12 protein-coding genes are annotated in these 18,053 nt (G+C 70.7%); all 12 read right to left on the bottom strand.

The features are described from left to right. Positions 1-300 precede the first annotated feature (300 nt). The gene (locus ABZ272_RS31745) at positions 301-693 is read right to left on the bottom strand and encodes a hypothetical protein (RefSeq protein ID WP_355053628.1); all 393 of its coding nucleotides are present in this window, start codon (positions 691-693) and stop codon (positions 301-303) included. Between the two features lie 67 nt (positions 694-760). Further along, on the bottom strand, positions 761-979 hold the full coding sequence (locus ABZ272_RS31740) for a hypothetical protein (protein ID WP_355053627.1): 219 nt from the start codon (positions 977-979) through the stop codon (positions 761-763). A 125-nt stretch (positions 980-1,104) separates the two neighbouring features. Next, positions 1,105-5,811, bottom strand: coding sequence for an RHS repeat-associated core domain-containing protein (locus tag ABZ272_RS31735; protein WP_355053626.1), 4,707 nt, complete (start codon positions 5,809-5,811; stop codon positions 1,105-1,107). 522 nt (positions 5,812-6,333) lie between these two features. Next, positions 6,334-7,146: a shikimate dehydrogenase gene (locus ABZ272_RS31730; protein ID WP_355053625.1), complete on the bottom strand. Its 813-nt coding sequence runs from the start codon at positions 7,144-7,146 to the stop codon at positions 6,334-6,336. Continuing rightward, entirely contained in the window at positions 7,146-8,363 is a 1,218-nt protein-coding gene (gene mltG / locus ABZ272_RS31725) for an endolytic transglycosylase MltG (protein ID WP_355053624.1), read from the bottom strand. The genes ABZ272_RS31730 and mltG overlap by 1 nt, the downstream gene beginning before the upstream one ends. Then, positions 8,363-8,821 carry a Holliday junction resolvase RuvX gene (gene ruvX, locus ABZ272_RS31720; protein WP_355053623.1) on the bottom strand — a complete coding sequence of 153 codons (459 nt, stop codon included), beginning with the start codon at positions 8,819-8,821 and terminating at the stop codon, positions 8,363-8,365. Before ruvX ends, mltG begins: the two co-directional genes overlap by 1 nt. 73 nt (positions 8,822-8,894) lie before the next feature. Next, a complete protein-coding gene (alaS, locus tag ABZ272_RS31715; RefSeq protein WP_355053622.1) occupies positions 8,895-11,573 on the bottom strand; it encodes an alanine--tRNA ligase in 2,679 nt (892 codons plus the stop codon). After that, the gene (locus tag ABZ272_RS31710) at positions 11,570-11,875 is read right to left on the bottom strand and encodes a hypothetical protein (protein ID WP_355053621.1); all 306 of its coding nucleotides are present in this window, start codon (positions 11,873-11,875) and stop codon (positions 11,570-11,572) included. Before ABZ272_RS31710 ends, alaS begins: the two co-directional genes overlap by 4 nt. Before the next feature lie 28 nt (positions 11,876-11,903). Beyond that, on the bottom strand, positions 11,904-12,368 hold the full coding sequence (locus tag ABZ272_RS31705) for a DUF948 domain-containing protein (RefSeq protein WP_355053620.1): 465 nt from the start codon (positions 12,366-12,368) through the stop codon (positions 11,904-11,906). 148 nt (positions 12,369-12,516) lie between these two features. Then, a complete protein-coding gene (locus tag ABZ272_RS31700; protein ID WP_355053629.1) occupies positions 12,517-13,215 on the bottom strand; it encodes a hypothetical protein in 699 nt (232 codons plus the stop codon). A gap of 2,495 nt (positions 13,216-15,710) precedes the next feature. After that, complete coding sequence (locus ABZ272_RS31695) at positions 15,711-17,297, bottom strand: replication-associated recombination protein A (RefSeq protein ID WP_355053619.1); 1,587 nt, start codon at positions 17,295-17,297, stop codon at positions 15,711-15,713. Between the two features lie 75 nt (positions 17,298-17,372). Further along, positions 17,373-17,585 (bottom strand): hypothetical protein, encoded by a 213-nt coding sequence (locus tag ABZ272_RS31690; protein ID WP_355053618.1) that lies wholly within the window; start codon positions 17,583-17,585, stop codon positions 17,373-17,375. Between the last annotated feature and the right edge of the window lie 468 nt (positions 17,586-18,053).

Genomic DNA, 18,053 nt, shown 5'->3' with positions numbered 1-18,053 from the left:
TTCGTCCGGATACCGGTGTTGTATCCGGACGAAACCGCAACGCCGCCGGTCGTCGTCCGGGCCCGCCGCAGGCCGGCCAGTTCTTATGAAACAGGGCCTAGTCGGGTGGACAGGATGGATAGTGCGCCACTGGCGTCACCGTGCGGCCGTTGCTCGGATTTGGAGGCAGCGCGCTCGCCGATAATGGCGTCAACGCACGGTCAGAATTAGCAGCGGCTGACGAATATCTCCAAGAGCAGCGTCCGGCCTGGGACAGCGTGACGACCGCCGGCAACCCGACGGTCGTCACACGGGGTGAGGTCATCGGGCGCTGTACGTCGCCCGGGTCTCCTTCAACGCGGAGACCAGTACTTCCCCACCGTCCTTATCGACCCCGGACACCTCGATCGCACTTCCAGCGTGAATGGTGATCGTGCCGAGATTGATCCCGGTCTGCCACTCGACGCCGGCAACCTCAGCGATGGGCACCTCGAGAAAGGATTCGCGGATGATGCCCTCGAACAGGAAGAACAGACGTGCCTGAGTGAGCACCAACAGACCATTGCCCGGACCGTGGTTCCCCGCGACGAGCGCGATGACCCTCTCGTCCGGCCCAAGGTGCGACTCGACGTCACGAAGTTCCTTCGTGGCTCCGATAGCTGATCCCATCCGACCCACCGCTTCGGCCACGTCCTGACGGTACTCTTCGGACACTGGAGACCTCCTGATGTTGGGATGTGAACGGGTACCCCGGCTGATTGTTCAACAAACTAGGGGCTCGTCAGAGCCGGCCGCGCCGGATCCCGAGCGGGATGCCGATCGCGGCGATAGCGGCGCAGATGGCACCGATGACAATCATCCGCACCCCGTTTCTGCCCCCGGTGGCAGCCTCGAAGATGCCCCACCCAATGAGAACCACGCTCAGCACGGCGGTCGTCGCGCCAAGCGCGCGCATCGTTCCCTTGCTGTAGGGACCCTCGTTCTGCCGACTCGGCTGCATCGCCTGACATCCTCTCTAGATATTGCGCAGTGGCCGGCTCGGCGGGTCCTCCGCCGAGCCGGTCCACCTAATTATGGTTCACACCGAGCCAGCCCACCGGTTCGGTGAACCGAGCGCGAACGCGTCTACTCGAACTGCTCCCCTACCTCCCCGGCGAGCGCCATGCAGCCCAACTGGCCGAGAACCATCGAGAACCCGGCAGTCGCGGGAGCCGCCAAGCCCAGGACGAAGTTGCACGAGACCTCGACCACGAGCGAGGCGAAAAGCGACTGCGCCTGGCCTTCGAGTGCATCTCCGTCGCCGTTCGAGAAGTTGACCGCGGCCTCGCCGAGATCCCCGTACCAACCGAAATCACCGATGAGATCAGCGAGGTTGTGGCCAGTGGGATCGGTGAAGTTGACCGGGTTGCCACCCGCGTAGTTGTACGGCAGGTCCTTGCCGGACGGGTCGCGCTGGGTGAACCGACCCAGGCCCGGGTCGTAGTAGCGCGCACCGAACTTGGTGAGACCGGTCGCGCCGTCGAGGTGACCGGACGCGTACCGCCAGGGGTTCGACACCTGCTGCGACGCGGACAGCTGGATGCCGTACGGGTCGTAGCTGTAGGAGTTGACCTTCGCAGCGCTTCCGTTCACCAGACCCACCACCGAGCCGAGGCCATCGACGAGGTAGTAGTACCGCACCCCGTTGGCCCGCAAACCGATCAGCGAGCCGGTGTTGTCCCGGGTGTAGTAGTCGGTGGTCCCCGGCGCGGGGTCCGTCGAGTTCGCGGTCACCGTGGTACCGGAGCCCGCCGCGCCCTTCGCCGAGGCCATACCCAGGGCCGAGTTGACGTACGTGGTCGAGCCCGCGGCCCGCCGCTGGGTCTGATCCGCGCCGCCGTAGGTCAGCGGAGTCAACGCCGTCCCGCCGGGCTTGGTGATCGAGGTGGTCTGGTTGTTCACCGTGTTGTAGGAGAACGCCCAGCCCGACGACGAGCCGGTGGTGTTGCCGTTGGCGTCGTACGAGTACGTCGTCGAGCCCGCCGACGTCAACTGGTGGGCGTCGTTGTAGCTGTACGACGTGGTGGTGCCGCTCTCCGTCTTGGATGTGCGGTTGAAGTTCTCGTCGTAGTCGTAGCTGCGCGACAGCGCGCCCGACGCACCCGACAGACGGTTCAGCTTGTCGTAGGTGTACGTCGTCGTTCCGGACAGATCGGTGACCTTCTGCCGCTGGGCGGTATCGGTCGTGACCCCGTTGACCGTCTTGCTGTAGTCGTAGGTGAAGGAGGACAGCTTCGCCGACGTGCTGTCGTTGGTCGCCGTGATCGACGTCTGCCGACCCGACTTGTCGTACTTCATCTCCACGGTGATCCGTGGTGACGTCGGCAGGTACATGAACCGGCGCCGGTTGTTCTCGTCGTAGGTGAAGGTCACCGCGGTGGACGCACCCGGCTCCAGCAGCGACGTCACCAGGTTCGCGGCGTTGTAGCCGTAGGTGACCGAGCCGCCGCCGTCGGTGTACTTGGTCAGGTTCCCGTTGCGGTCGTACTCGTAGCCGATCGGCGCCGCCCCGGGCACGGACTTGCTGCTGGGTCGGCCGAACCTGTCGTAGCCGAACGTCGTGACACCGGTCGGGTCGGCCACCTGGGTTAGGTTGCCGTCCTTGTCGTAGGTGTAGTCGACGACGACGGCGCCCTTGAAGGTGATCTTGTCGACCCGGTCCAGTTGGTCGTAGACGTACTGAGTCTTCTGGCCCTTGCCATCGGTGTTCTCGAGCATGCGCGACAGCGCGTCCGGCAGGATGGTGACGTCCCCCAGCGGCCCGGGGTTGTCCACCAGGGTCAGATTGCCCTTGGCGTCGTAGCTGAAGTTGGTCCGGACGTCCTTGCCGTCCTCGCGCCACTTCATCGTGCCGTTGGAGTTGTACTCCGCCTCGTCGATCTTCTGGCCTGGGTACTGGTCGCTCTCCGAGCCCGTCTTGTTGCCAGCCGCGTCGTAGGAGTAGGCCGTCTTGTTGCCCTCCGGATCGGTGCCACCGCTGACCGAGTTCGGGTGGCTGGTGCTGTTGTAGTCCATGGTGGACTTCGCGCCGGTGGCGATGCCGACCGAAGTCATGTTGTTGGTGTTCGGGTCCCAACCCATGGTCGTGGTGTTGGTCAGCGAGTCGGTCAGGGTCTCGATGTTGTCGTTGGCGTTGTACTTCTTGGATCGCTCGTGGGCGAGGGCGTCCTTGACCTTGGTGACCCGGTCCCGGGTCTCGTACGTGTGCGTGGTGATGCCGTCGGTGGTCGACGGGGTGACAAACCCGTTGGGGTCAGTCACCTCGGTCTTGCCGGCCGAGTAGGTAAACAGCCAGCGGGCCTCGGTGGGGTTGCCACCCGGGTTGGTCTGCTCGAAATAGTCGAGCATCCGGGAAGTGTCCGGCTCGTAGCCCAGATTGGTGATCCGCCCCTCGGGAGTCGTGATCTTTGTGACCTGGTCACCGGTGTAGTCGAAGCGCGTCACCCCACCGGCGGAGTCGGTTACGGTGGTCAGGTTCTGGTCTGAGTTGTAGCCGTAGCTGGTCACCCGATTGGTGGAGTCGGTCACCGAGGTCAACCGGCCCGAGGTGTAGGCGAGGGCTACCACCCGGCCCTGGGTGTCGGTGATGGTGGTGGCGTTACCCGCACCGTCGTACCCAAAGGTGATCTTGTTGTCGTTCTTGTCGACGTTGCGCAGCAGCCGGCCGGTCGAGTCGGCGAAGTAGAAGCTGCCCTCGCTCTTGTCGAACTTCAACCGCAGCTCGCCGGTGGTGGTGTTGCGGGTCAGCTTGGCGTCCAGGCTCGGCGGGGTCCGCCAGGAGTTGGTGCCGTCGTTGACGAACCTCGCCTTGAAACCGGTGGGTGCCTGGTAGGTGATGTCGGCGGTGGCGTGGTCGGTCTTGGAGTACGTCAGCTTCACGTCCTGCCCGGTGCCGAGCACCCACCCCTTACCCAGGGTCGAGGTGCCGATCCAGCGGGAGTTGTAGTACCGGTCGACGGTCAGGTCGGTGCCGGTGCCACGGATGTTGAAGTCGGTGCCCTTGAGCAGCAGGTTGCCGTTCGCGACGTTCACCCTGAGCTGCAACCGGTCGGTCAGGTCCTGGTCCTGGAAGGAGAACCGGCCCTGCTCACCGGTGGGCGAGCCGTCCGAGGTGGTCATGAACCGCCAGCCCGACCACGGCCCGGCGACGCTGCCGTCGTGGCCGCGAGCCCGCCACTTGTACGTGGTGTTGGCGACGAGTTCACCGGACGGCACCGTCCAGCTCGACTCGCTGCCGTTCGTGACGCTGCCGCCGGAACCGGAGACCTCGAGCGTCGCCCCGCTGCGGTCGTAGATCTCGAAGTCGACTCGGCCGCTGCCGCCGTCCGGGTCGCTGAAGACACCCTTCATGGTCGGCGTTCGCGTCTCGGTCTCGCTCGCGTCGCCCGGTTGCAGCTTCGTCGGGTCCAGCGCGTTGGGGTAGCTGTTGTAGTTCACGACCGCGTACGGGACCTGGCTCTGGATGTCCGCGTCGTCGGAGCGGAACTGCTTCCAGCTGTCCGGGTCGGTCTCGCTGGTGGCCCGGATCCCCATGTAGGCGGTGGCCTGGTTGGCCGTGGCGGCCCGCTGGAAGAAGCTGGTGCCGGTGATGCTCACCCAGCCGTCGTCACAGGTGCTGTTCAGACCCTTGGTGGCGGTGGAGGTCGCCTCCTGGTAGTTCCACGCCGGCTGGCTCGCCCAGCGCGTGGTGGAACTGGCGGCCCCGGTCGACCAGATCTGCCAGGACTTGGCGGAGCAGGTCGTGGAGTACCAGTTCCAGAAATAGACGGTCGCCGAGGTGATCTGCTTGCCGCGCAGCGCCGTCGTGCCCCAGTGGACGAACCCTCGGGCGACGCCGGGGTTCTCCCCCGACGCCTTACCGATCTGGATGTCGTTGGCCCCGGACCGGCCAACCGTGTCGTCAGACTTGACGTAGGTCGCGAAGGTGGGCGAGACCGGATTGATCGACGGATCCACGATCACCGGGTAGACCGTCGAGGGGTCCGCGAGGAACGCCTGGTCGGGGGTGAGCGCCAGGTCCATCGCGCCGGCCCGCGCCGTCTGCTTGGCGGCGATCTTGACCAGCCGCTTCGGGCCGCCGGTGGCCGGGTCGACGGACGAGTCCCACATCTCGGGGGTGGCCGAGGTGGCCACGATGCGGCCCTTGTCATCGGCGAAGCGCAGACCACCGGCGCCGTCGCCGGTGGTGACCAGGCCCTTCGCCCGCACCGGCAGCCGCACCGACGCCACCTGGGCGGCGGCGGCCCGGTTCTTGACCAGCAGATACTGCCGCACGCCGGTACGGCTGGCCTCGACCACGAGGTCGACGCCCGGCCGAACCTCCGGGTACGTCGCGCGGTTGGCGGTCAGCACCGGCTTCGGCAGCGCGCCGGTCCACCCGATCGCGGCCCGGTGCGCGCCGACTCCGACGCTCAGCAGGTCGTGCTCACCCGCGCCCACCGCGCCGGAGACCTTGAGACCGTTGGGGTGAGCGACCGGTGCGACCGAACCATCCGCCTCCGCACGCATGGTGAGGTCGATCGGAACGAGCTGACCCCCGGCGTCCCGCATCCGGATCGGGCCGGCATAGACCTGGGCGGTCGACGTGCCGTCGGGGTTGACGAAGACATCCTGCGTCTCGCTGCGGGCAGCGAGGTTCTCCACCCGCTTGGCACACCGGCGAGCGGCGTCCACCGCGGCGGCCTCGTCGGGCTGCTGGTCGGCGCAACTGGTGTCGGGACCGGACGCCGGCGCTGGTGCGGCGACCGGGGCCGCGACCGCCGGCCCGGTCAGGGTCGGCAGCGTACCGGCCACCAGGGCCAGCGAAGCGGCGACCGCTAATCGTCGAGTGGTACGTGTTCCACGTCGGAAAAAGGCATGACTCACCTACGGACCTCCAAGTCCGAAAACGACAGTGATCGAACCGTAGGAGAGATACTTGCCGCGCGTCAATCATTACTTTGCGTTGCGTGATAAGCAGTTGGACTACCCAAATAATCTTCTATAAAGCGATGCCTACGCGTCGCAGCTAGGGCAGATCGGTCACCGTCACAGCGATTTCAGGTGACTCCGAGCGGGTTCTCCATTGAGTTGCACACGCGCCTCTACCAGGGATGACGCGCCATGAATGCCGACCACCGTCGAAGAGAGTTCACCACGATGCCGCGACGGGGCAGCGCGCCAGAGCACCGACCGCTAGGATGGACGCAAGCCGATTTCGAGGGCCATCGGGATCAATTCTTCGCCTACCTGAACAGCGCCCGAAGTCTGTCTGAATTCGGATCGCGGCATGGCCGACGGAATTCCAGCGATTGCGTCGCCGGTCCGCCGCAATTGTCAGCGGCGGGCCGCCACCAGAGCTTCCCGCATCGCCGTGAACGGGGCGGTCACGCCGGTGAACTGCTCGAACTGACCCACCGCCTGCGCCAGCAGCAGGTCCAGTCCGGACACCACCCGCAGACCGGCCGCGCGGGCGGACGCCGCCATCGGCGTCGGCCACGGGTCGTAGAGCGCGTCGAAGAACACCGCGCCTGGCCGCCAGGTCGCACCGCCGGCCAGCGGATCGGCGACCCCCTTCGGCACGGTGGACACGACCACGTCGGCGGTCGGGACGTGCCGTTGCGCATCGGCCCAACGGCCGGCGGTCAGGGCGACGCCCAGCGCCGCCGCCACCGGCCGCAACTCGTTGACCGCCTCGGCCCGACGGGCCACCACGATGACCGACGAACAGGCCAACCGCGCGGCTGCGGCGAGGGCGGCACGGGCCGTACCACCCGCGCCGAGCACGGTCACCGCCGCGCCGGCCACCACCCCGGCCTCGGTGAGCACGTCCACCATGCCCCCGACGTCGGTGTTGTCCGCGTACCACGTGCCGTCCGTACGGCGTACCAACGTGTTCGCCGCGCCGACGGCGACGGCGACCGGCGACGCGGCGTCGGCCACGGCGAGCGCCGCCTCCTTACCCGGCATGGTCACCGACAGTCCGGCCCACTCCGGGCCCAAGCCGGCGACCAGATCCGGCAGCTCCGCCGCCCCGCACTCGATCCGGGTGTACGACCACCCGGTCAGCCCGGCGGCGGCGTACCCGGCGTTGTGGATCACCGGAGACAGAGAGTGCGCGATCGGCGCACCGACCACGGCGGCCCGCACTAACAGTTCTCGCCGCTGAGCACGCCGTTGCGGCACATCTGTCGCTGCAGGTTCCGGAAGTCGGCATCGTTGGAGCCGTAGCCCATCGTGCCCTTCTTGTCGACGGTCATGAAGTAGATCCAGTCGCCCACCGGCGGGTCCATCGCGCCCTTGAGCGCGTCCTCGCCCGGGTTGCTGATCGGCGTGATGGTCAGGCCGTTGGCACCATGGGTGCGGTACGGGTTCTTCGGATCGTTGAGTTCGCTGGCCTTGAGGACGTCGGAGTCCTTCGGGTCCTTGCCCTGCAACCGCAACCAGTAGTTGATCGCACTGTCGATCTCCAGGCACTTGCAGTGGTACTTGTCCGTGTACACCCGGTTGTAGATCACCCGGGACACCTTCGGGAAGTCGACGTGGTTGACCGACTCGGCCTGCGCGATGGAGGCGGCGATCAAGGCTTCGTACGGGGAGATGCCCCGCTTCTCCTGGACGGTGTCGACGAACTTGATCTGCTCGGTCACCTCGAGGAACTTGTCCACCATCAGCGACAGGATCTCCGCGGCCGTCGCCTTCGGCGGAAGCTCGTACGTCGCCGGGAACAAGAAGCCCTCCAGGCTCTTCGGCCCCTTCTTGCCGTCGCCCCGGTTGAACCAGAAGGCCGGCACCCCCAGCTTCACCGGGTCCTTCGCCGCGGCCTTGAACTCGGCGACCGGAATCTTCGTCGCCTTGGCCAGCTCGTCGTAGATCGCCAAGGTGATCATCCCCTCCGGGATGGTCACCCCGTTCACCACCCGGCTCTTCGGATCGAGCAGCAGGAGCAGGGCCTCGGACGCCTTCATCTCCTTCTTGACCTTGTAGCGACCCACCTGGAGGTTCTTGCTGCGGGAGTTTGCGTCCGCCGCCTCGATGAAGGCCTTGACGCTCTTGACCACACCGGCCTCGTACAACGTGGCGCCCACATCGGTCGCGCTGTCACCGGCCTTGACGTCGACCAGCACCTCGCCCGAGCCGGTACCGTCGTAGTCGGGCGTGACGAAGTAGTTCTGGATCCGGTCGAACCCGTAGTACGCGCCACCACCGATGGTGCCCAACAGGACCAGGGCCATCAACAGCGCCAGGAAGGTCTTGCCCCGGCCGCCGCCGGAGCCTCCCTTGCGCTTGTTGCGGAAGCCGCGTCGGTGCCGTCCCTTCTCACCCCGCTCCGGCTCGTCGAACCCAAGGTCCAGATCGTCGATCATTACGTCCGCCTCCGCTGCGCGTCCAGCCAGCTCTGCAGGATCTCCACCGCGGCCGCCTGGTCGACAACCGCACGTTGACGCTTGCCACGAACGCCACGCTCGGCAAGCCTACGAGAAGCGACCACGGTCGACATCCTCTCGTCGGTGAGCGTTACCGGGACCGGCGCTATCACATTGACCAGCCGGTCAGCGTACGCCGTGACGTTGAGCGCGGCCGGGCCGTGTTTGCCGGCCAGATTGATCGGAAGCCCGACGACCACCTCGACCGCCTCGTGCTCGGCCACCAAGGCCGCGAGCTGGGCAATGTCGCTCGGCACCGCCTCCGGCGCGGCGGTGAGATCGCGGGCGAGGGTCACCAGCGGCGTGGCCAGCACCCCGTGCGGATCCGAGCGGGACACCCCGACGCGCACCTGACCGACGTCCACACCGAGGCGAACTCCGCGTGTGAAGCCGCTCACCGTAGGTCACTCCTGTGCTGTCGACGAACCAGGGCGGACCATTCGGTCCGCCCTGGTCGACACTGACCGTCCATCACGCCTCGGTGATCGCCTTCTCGACGGTGAGCAGCAGGTTCGGCGCCTCGGCCGCGGGCAGACCGCCACCCTGGGCCAGATCGGGGCTCCCCCCGCCGCGCCCGGAGAAGGCCGCCTTCACCAGGTCCGACGCGGTGAGGCCACGGCTGCGGGCCGCCGCGTTGACCGCCACCACCAACGACGCCTTGCCGTTCGACCGGGCCGCCACGGCGACCACCGCCGGCCGCGCCGGGTCGATCTTGCCGCGAATCTCCTGGGCGAGGGTCCGTACGTCGTTGCCGGCCGCGCCCTCCGGCGCCTCGGTTCCCACGTACGCCACCCCGCGCACGTCCTTCGCCTGCGCGGCGAGCGCGCCCGCCCCACCGAGCACCAGCTGGGCGCGCAGCTTCTCCAGCTCCTTCTCCGCGTCCCGGAGCTGGGTGACCGTCTGCTCCACCCGGTCGGCGACCTGGTCGTTGGGCACCCGGTACAGCTCGGCCAGCCGGGAGACCAGCAGGTGCTCCTTGGCCAGGAAGCCGAACGCGTCCATGCCGACCAGCGCCTCGACCCGGCGTACGCCGGAGCCGATCGACGACTCGGAGAGGATCTTCACGAGGCCGAGCTGCGCCGACCGGGCCACGTGCGTGCCGCCGCACAGCTCCCGGGCGTAGTCGCCCACCTCGACGACCCGCACCTCCTCGCCGTACTTCTCGCCGAAGAGCGCCATCGCGCCGATCCGCCGCGCCTCGTCCAGCGACGTGATGAAGGCGTGCACCTCCAGGTCGGCCAGCAACACCTCGTTGACCTGCTGCTCCACGTCGCGCAGGACGGTCGGCGACACACCGGTCGGGGTGTTGAAGTCGAACCGCAGCCGGCCCGGCGCGTTCAACGAACCCGCCTGGGTGGCCGACTCGCCGAGGAAGTTGCGCATGGTCTGGTGCACCAGGTGGGTGGCCGTGTGCGACCGGGAGATCGCCCGACGCCGGGTGGTGTCGATCTCGGCGTAGCCGGTGTCGCCGGGGTGCACCTCACCCCGGATGACGCGGGCCCGGTGCACGATCAGGCCCGGCACCGGCTGCTGCACGTCGAGCACCTCGACCTGGCCGTCCCCGACGGTGATGATGCCGTGGTCGGGCTGCTGGCCGCCGCCCTCGGCGTAGAACGGGGTCGTGTCGAGCACCAGCTCGACCATCTCACCCTCGGTCGCCGCCGCGCGCGGGCCGTCCGAGCCCAGCAGTGCCCGTACCCGCGACTCGCGGGCCACCTCGCTGTAGCCGGTGAACGTCACCGGGCCGCCCTCGTCGAGCACCGACCGGTACGCCGACACGTCGGTGTGCCCGGTCTTGCGCGCCTGCGCGTCCGCCTTCGCCCGGGTCCGCTGGTCGGCCATCAGCCGGCGGAAACCCTCGTCGTCGACCTTCAGGCCCTGCTCGGCCGCGATCTCCAGGGTCAGGTCGATCGGGAAGCCGTACGTGTCGTGCAGCTGGAACGCCTTCGCCCCGGACAGCGCCGTGCCACCCGCCGAGCGGGTCTCGGCGATCGCCGTGTCCAGGATCGTCGTCCCGGCGCGCAGCGTCGACAGGAACGCCTCCTCCTCCGCGTACGCGTACTGCGCGATGCGGTCGAAGTCGGTCGCCAGCTCCGGGTACGACGGGGCCATGCAGTCCCGCGCGACGGGCAGCAGCTCGGGCAGCGCCCGGTCCTGCCAGCCCAGCAGGCGGATCGACCGGATCGCCCGACGCATGATCCGCCGCAGCACGTACCCGCGGCCCTCGTTGCTCGGCGTCACGCCGTCGCCGATCAGCATCAGCGCGGTCCGCACGTGATCCGCGACCACCCGCAGCCGGACGTCGTCCGGGTGCGACTCACTCGCCACGTGCCCGGAGTGCGCGCCGTACCGCTTGCCGGTCAGCTCGGCCGCCCGCGCCAGGATGGGCCGGACCTCGTCGATCTCGTACAGGTTGTCGACGCCCTGCAGGATCGAGGCCATCCGCTCCAGGCCCATACCGGTGTCGATGTTCTTCGCCGGCAGGTCACCCAGGATCGGGTAGTCCTCCTTGTTGGTACCCGGACCCCGCTCGAACTGCATGAACACGAGGTTCCAGTACTCCATGTACCGGTCCTCGTCGACCGCCGGACCACCCTCGGCGCCGTACTCCGGACCCCGGTCGTAGAACAGCTCCGACGACGGGCCGCACGGCCCGGGGATGCCCATGGACCAGAAGTTGTCCGCCTTGCCCCGACGCACGATCCGCTCGGCCGGCACACCCACCGACCGCCAGATCTCGTACGCCTCGTCGTCGTCGAGGTAGATCGTCGGCCAGATCCGCTCCGGATCCAGACCGTAGCCACCCTCGTCGATCGACTTCGTGGACAACTCCCACGCCAGGGGAATCGCCCCGGCCTTGAAGTAGTCGCCGAAGGAGAAGTTGCCGTTCATCTGGAAGAACGTGCCGTGCCGGCTGGTCTTGCCGACCTCGTCGATGTCCGGGGTGCGGATGCACTTCTGCACGCTGACCGCCCGCTGGTACGGCGGGGTCTGCTGGCCCAGGAAGTAGGGCACGAACTGCACCATGCCGGCGTTGACGAACAGCAGGTTCGGATCGCTGATGGCGGGCAGCGGAGCGGACGGCACCACGGCATGGCCGTTCGCCTCGAAGTGCGCGAGGTACCGCCGCTTGATCTCCGCCGTCTTCATCGCTGGTGTTCCTCCGGAAAAATCTCTCTATCGCCGATCCGCGGGGACTCCCGCAGCTCGGCGAACTGGTCGTCGAACGCCTCGCCCTGGACGAACGCCTGGTGGATCTCCTGCTCGCGCTCGGCCATCCCGACCCGCACGTCCTCCACGAAGCTACGCACCGACTCCACCAGGCTGCCAGCGGATTCCGACAACGAGCTGGCGATGCCGGCCGGGGTGTACGCCTGCGCGGTCCGGGTCGCCCTGCGGACCACCACCACGCCCACGGCCACGCCGATGCCGAGCCAGAACAACCGCTTCATGTCGCGCTACCTCCTGTGGCCGGGTCGGTCAACGGTTGCCGCGCCGGGCGGCCCGCCGCTGCTGCTTGATGGTGTCGCGCACCTCGCGCTCGGTCTCGGCGTGCCGGCGGCTGGCGGCGGCCCGGCGCACGCTGTAGCCGAAGGCGGCCACCTTGACCAGCGGGTTCGCGGCCGCGGCGGAGACCACCGTCGCCAGGTTGGCGACGTTTGCGGTGACGTTCTGGGCGTGGCTGGTCATCGTGTCGACCTTCGCCAACTGCAGGTTCACGCCGTCGAGCGAGGTCTGCACCTGCTCCAGCGCCACGTTGACGTTCTTCACCGTGGTGTTGACGTCACCGAGCAGCGGTCCCGTCCGGTCGTTGAGGTCGTTGATCATCCGGGTGGTGGCGTCCACCGTGTGCCGCAGCCGAAGGATCGGCAGCGTCAGGATGAGCACCAGCACCGCGAACGCGCTCGCCGCGATCAGCGCCGCGACCGCCAGAATGTCGCCCACGCGTGTCCTCCTCAAGCAGATTTCCGCCGGACCCGACGTCCCCGGAACGCACAACCTGGTGCCCATCGAACCCATCGGGCCGTCGCCGGCCGGCGGGCGCGGGCGGGCCCGCCAGCCCCAGACCCTACCGTCCGTGATGGAGAGCGGCTCAGGACGGTGAGGGTGTCACATCGCCCAGCGGATCCCCGCTGACCGTCGGGAACGGATCCTCCCCGGTCAGTGACGGATCGGTGCTGGGCTGCGGCCTGGTCCGCTCGTCGTCGATCGCGTTGCGCACCTTCACCGACACCAACGAGCCGGCGCACTCCCCCGCAGCGGCCGACGGCTCGGGGGACGGCACGATCGCCGGCTCCCCGTCGACCGGTGGCGGTACGCAGGCCGGCGCGCGCACCCACAGGTCGAGGGTCAACTCGTCCTGACGCCAGCACGTGTAACTGCCCTTGGTCTCCTGCTCGGGGCAGCGGCCCACCTTCCACGGCCGCCAACCGTCGCCGCGCAGCGCCTCCTCGTAGACCTTCGCCGTCTCCTCCGGCGACTTCTCGGAGGTGACGGTGCGCTCGCGCAGCCGGCAGTCGAGCAGGCACCAGCGGCTGCCGCTGACGTCGTCGACCGTCTTCGTCGCGGCCCACGCCGGCACATTGAGCTGGTCCAGGTTGTCGAACACCGGGTCCCTGCTGAGGGTGCGGAGGCCGAAGAAGAGTGGCACCGCGCCGAGCAGCACGATGCTGACCAGCGCCAGGACGGCGACCCGCAGCCGGCGTCGTTCGCGCGACTGCCGGTGCTGCTCGGACCGGGCGCCCGGGGCCACGTCCTCGTCGTCGGCGACGTCCCCGCCGGCCGCGCGCAGCGCCGGCTCGTCGACCGGTTCGGAGGGTGGTCGGTCCACCGGGCCGGCCGCGCCCGGCGGCACGACGGCGGCACGGGCGACCGGTTCGCCGGTACGACCGGGCGCCGGCACGGGGGCGACACCGCTGGGCTCGGGACGGCCGCCCTCGCGGGGCGGCGGCAGCGCCCGGCCCGCGGCGCGGTCCGCCGGACGCGGGGCGGCGGCACGCGCGGTCGCGGGTGACCCGGGACCGGATTGCTCGGCGCCCGTCCGGACATCGCCACCGGGCGGCTGGGCGACGCCCGGTGGGCGGACGGCAGCACGCGCCGGGCCATCCGGCCGGGGTGGAGCGTCCGGACCGACGCCCGGCGGGACCGCCGCACGAGCCGGACCATCCGGGCGGGGCCGGGCCGTACCGGGTCGGGGTGGCGCGTCCGGACCGACGCCGGGTCGTACCACCGCACGAGCCGCACCCTGCGGATCGACGCCGGGTGGGACGGCGGCGCGGGCCACCGCGTCCGGACCGACGCCCGGCGGCGTCGCCGCGCGAGCGGGACCATCGGCGTTCGGCGGCACCGCCGCGCGGCCCGGCCCCTCGGGGCGGGACCGGGGCGGGCCGTCCACGCGTGGACCGGGCGGGCCGCCGGGACCGGCGCCCGGCGGCACCGCCGCGCGGGCCGGTCCGTCCGGGCGGGCCACGCCGGGCCGGGGTGGACCGTCGGGCCCACGGCGGCCGGCGCCGGAGACCGGCGCGTCGCCGGGCGCGAGCCGGGTCCGGCCACCGGGTGGGCCGGAGCGGGCGCCACGCACGGGTGCGCCGGGCCCGGGTCGTCCGCCACCGGGCGGCCCGACGTACGGGTCGTCACCGCGCTCGCCCGCCGGGCCGGGCCGCCCCTCGGCAGCCGGCTCGGCCGACGGGCGGCGGCGACGGTTGATCGGGTCCGGGGCGGTACCCGGAGCACTCCGACGGCCGACCGGGCGCTCCCCCGGAACCGGCGGCTGCGGCAGGGGACCGCTCAGGTGCTCGCCGGTGGCTTCCGGGGCGCGGGCGGCCCGGCGACCGGTGGGAGCGTCCGCGCCCGGGTCGGCGGGCGGCCCGGCGGCCCGGTGGCCGGCGGCACGCTCCGCGGCCGGATCGGGTACGGCGAGTGGAGCACCGGAGCGGTCGTTCAGGTCCCCGGCGGACGGTGGGCCGGTACGGCGCCCGACGGGACGCTCCGCGGGCTGCCCGCCGGCCCCTCGACGGTTCACCACCGGCAGGCCCGGGTCGGTGTGCGGCAGCCGGCCGGCCTGACGTAGCCAGTCCGCCGGCCGCTCCGGACGGTCCCGGCGTTCCGGCTGCGGCTCACCGCCGGTCGCCGCGCGTCGGTCCTGCTCGTCGGGGACCGCCCGACGACGACCGGTGCCGTCGGTGGTCGTGCCGCCGGTGGGCACAGCGCCGCTGGGCGACGCGTCGGGCAGCGGCGGGGCGTTGCCCGAGCGGGGAACCGCCGGCTCGTCCGGTTCGGCGGCACGACGGCGGCCACCCCCGGCGGGGCGGGGTGGCTCCGGTGCGCCCGGGTCGACCGGCCCGGGACGACGCCGAGCGGTACGCGGGTCGTCGGCGATCGCGGGGTCGGGTCGCAGTCCGTCGGCGACCTGCGGGGCGACACCGGTCCCGGGTCCGTCGAAGCGGGCAGCGCCACCGGCGGGCCGCGCCGGTTCGGGCGTACGGCGTCCGGACGGCGGGCCGTCACCGCTGAGCGGCCGCCCGCCTGCTCCCGGCTCGGGCGCGGGTCGACGGCCCGGCGGTACGGCGTCGGGCCGGCGCAGTGGCGGCACGGCCTCCGCCCGGCCGGCGGGCGCGGGGACCTCGGGACGGGGACCGGTCGGAGCGCCCACGGCCGGTGGACCCAGGGGCGGTCCGGACGGCCCCACGGTCGGACGCGCTCGCCCGGGGCCGGCGGGAGCGCCGCCCCTCGGCCGGGGGCCAGCGGGGTCGGCCGGATCACCGCCACCCGGGCGGACGGCCGGCGGCGTACGCGGGCCGGCGGCGGCGCGCGGGTCGACGGCGGCGCGCGGGTCGACGCCGGGAACCGGCTGATTGCCGCGCGGCGACGGCGGACCGGAGACGCCGGCCGGCCCGGGCTCACGCGGACGCTCGACCGGCGCCCGGTCGGCGGGCGGGCGGGCGTCCGGGCGACGACCGGGCGGGGGCGTCTCGCCGGGCCAGGGTCCGTCGACACCTCGACGCGCCCCGGCGGCCTCGGTGTCCGGGCGGCGCGGGCCGGGGGGCGCGTCCGGGGGCGTCGGCACGCCGGCACGCGGGGGCACCGGCTCGACCGGAACCCCGTCCGGGCCCAGCTCGCCCCGTTGCTGCTTGGCCGAACGCAGGTCGTCGATCCAGCCGAACTCCTCGCCGGCTACCGGTTCCTCCGGCTCTGCCTCGGCTCGGCCTCGACCCCAGCGGCGGCCCTTGGCGCGGGGATCACGCCGCTCGTCCGGGCCCTCGTCGGGGCGGTCGGCACCACGCGATCTCACTGTTGACCCTCTCCTGCGGCGTTCGTGCCGCCGTCCTGCGTCGTAGCGGCACCGTCCACACCCGTGACCGCCCGGCCGTTCCGACCAGCAAGCGCCGTCGCCGGCTGCGGCGTTACCGGTTCCCCGGCGGCCGGCGCGGCTGTCGTGGGCGGTCCAGCGGTCTCGGTCGCCCTGGCGGCCGGACTTTCCGGGCGGGCCGGTGGGACCGGCAGCCCGCGTACGATCCGGCGCAGCAGCGGCAGCCGCGTCGCCACGGACCGTTCCGCCCCGTGCGGGCCGGGCTGGTAGTAGTCGACGCCCACCAGGTCGTCGGGGACGTACTGCTGGGTGACCACACCGCGCTGGTCGTCGTGCGGGTAGCGGTATCCGGTGCCGTGGCCCAACCCGCGGGCGCCGGCGTAGTGCGCGTCGCGCAGACCCCGGGGCACCGCGCCGCCCCGCCCGGCCCGTACGTCGGCGATGGCGGCGCCGATCGCGGTGGTGGCCGAGTTCGACTTCGGCGCGGTGGCCAGGTGGATCACGGCCTGGGCCAGGTTGAGCTGCGCCTCGGGCAGGCCGACGTACTCCACCGCGTGCGCGGCGGCGGTGGCCACGCTCAGCGCGGTGGGGTCGGCCATGCCCACGTCCTCGCTCGCGAAGATGACGAGTCGTCGGGCGATGAACCGGGCGTCCTCCCCGGCGACCAGCATCCGGGCCAGCCAGTGCACCGCGGCGTCGACGTCCGAGCCGCGCATGCTCTTGATGAAGGCGCTGATCACGTCGTAGTGGGCGTCGCCGTCGCGGTCGTACCGCACCGCCGCCACGTCGACCGCCTGCTCGGCGGTGGCCAGGTCGATGCGCTCGGCGCCGAGGGCCGTGGCGGAGGCCGCCGCCGCCTCCAGCGCGGTCAACGCCTTGCGGACGTCACCGGCGGCGAGCCGGACGAGGTGGTCCTCGGCATCCGTGGCCAGCGTGAGCGCGCCGCCCAGGCCGCGCTCGTCGGCGACCGCGCGGCGCAGCAGGAGGCGTACGGCGTCGTCGTCGAGCGGTTGCAGGGTGAGCAGCACGCACCGCGAGAGCAGAGGTGAGATGACCGAGAAGTACGGGTTCTCGGTGGTCGCCGCGAGGAGCGTGACGGTCCGGTCCTCGACGGCGGCGAGCAGCGAATCCTGCTGGGTCTTGCTGAACCGGTGCACCTCGTCGATGAACAGCACCGTCTGCGGGCCGCCCGAACGGCGCTGACGACGGGCCGTCTCGATCACCGCGCGGACATCCTTGACGCCGGCGGACAGCGCCGACATGGCGACGAAACGGCGGTCGGTCGCGCCGGCCACCAGGTGCGCGATGGTCGTCTTGCCAATGCCGGGCGGCCCCCAGAGGATGACCGACATCGGCGCACCACCGGAGACCAGTTGCCGCAGCGGCGCGCCGGGGGCGAGCAGATGGTCCTGCCCGATCAACTCGTCCAGGCTCGCGGGTCGCATGCGGACAGGCAGGGGCGAATCGTCCGCTACCGGAGTGAAGCCGTCTACACCGGCGGGACCCTCGGGCGCGCCACGCGGCCCGGTGGGGGCACCGAGGGAGAAGAGAGCGTCGGACTCCATCACGAAGACAGTACCGGGCCCGACCCGAGACGCCGGAATCGCGCTACGGGCCGGGCCACCGCTGATCGGTCTCGGTCAGCCACGACCGGGGCGACGACCCCGGTACCAGCGACCGCCGCCACTTCCGCGCGGCCCGCTGCCGACGCCGCCCAGGTAGAGCGCGAGCAGGAAGAGCCCGATGAGCACGAGGGTGTTCCAGTTGAACAGGTCGGGCGCGCCGAAGTTGGTGTCGAACAGGTCGATCAGCAGGGCGAAGCCAAAGACGATGGCCGCGAGAATGGCGAGCATGTCGGTCCTCCGGTGGGGGTTCCCAGTAGGTCGGCGCGTGATGTACCCAATCGGTCGACCCGCCAATCTCCACCGTGGATCGGCTGCGTAGCCGCGCCGGCCGTCGCCGCTCACCCACGAGCTGGGCCGACCACAAGATCGTGCTGCATCCTGGATGTAGTGGTATCGGCACGTCGACGAGGCCACTACATCCAGGATCGAGCGCGATCTTGCGGCGCGGGCCGAACCGCCCCGGGTCGGGCCGCCTCGGGTCGGGCCGCCTCGCGCTCGCCGCCGCTAGCTCATCGCGGGTCGTGCGTCGCCCGGGCACCGTCATCAAGATCCGCGCAACTTCGGGGAAGTTGCTGCTTCCGGCGCGGCTGAGGCAACAACATCCCTGAGCTAGTTGCATCCTGTTTGTGCTGGTGGGTGGGTGTTGACGTGGTGGTGTGGGGTGTTTTCGTGCTGGCCGAGGGCTTGTTGATCTTT

Source organism: Micromonospora sp. NPDC005979 (assembly GCF_040614415.1).
GTDB lineage: Bacteria > Actinomycetota > Actinomycetes > Mycobacteriales > Micromonosporaceae > Micromonospora.
The sequence above is the reverse complement of the archived record's forward strand: the minus strand, read 5'-3'. Positions and strand labels throughout refer to the sequence as shown.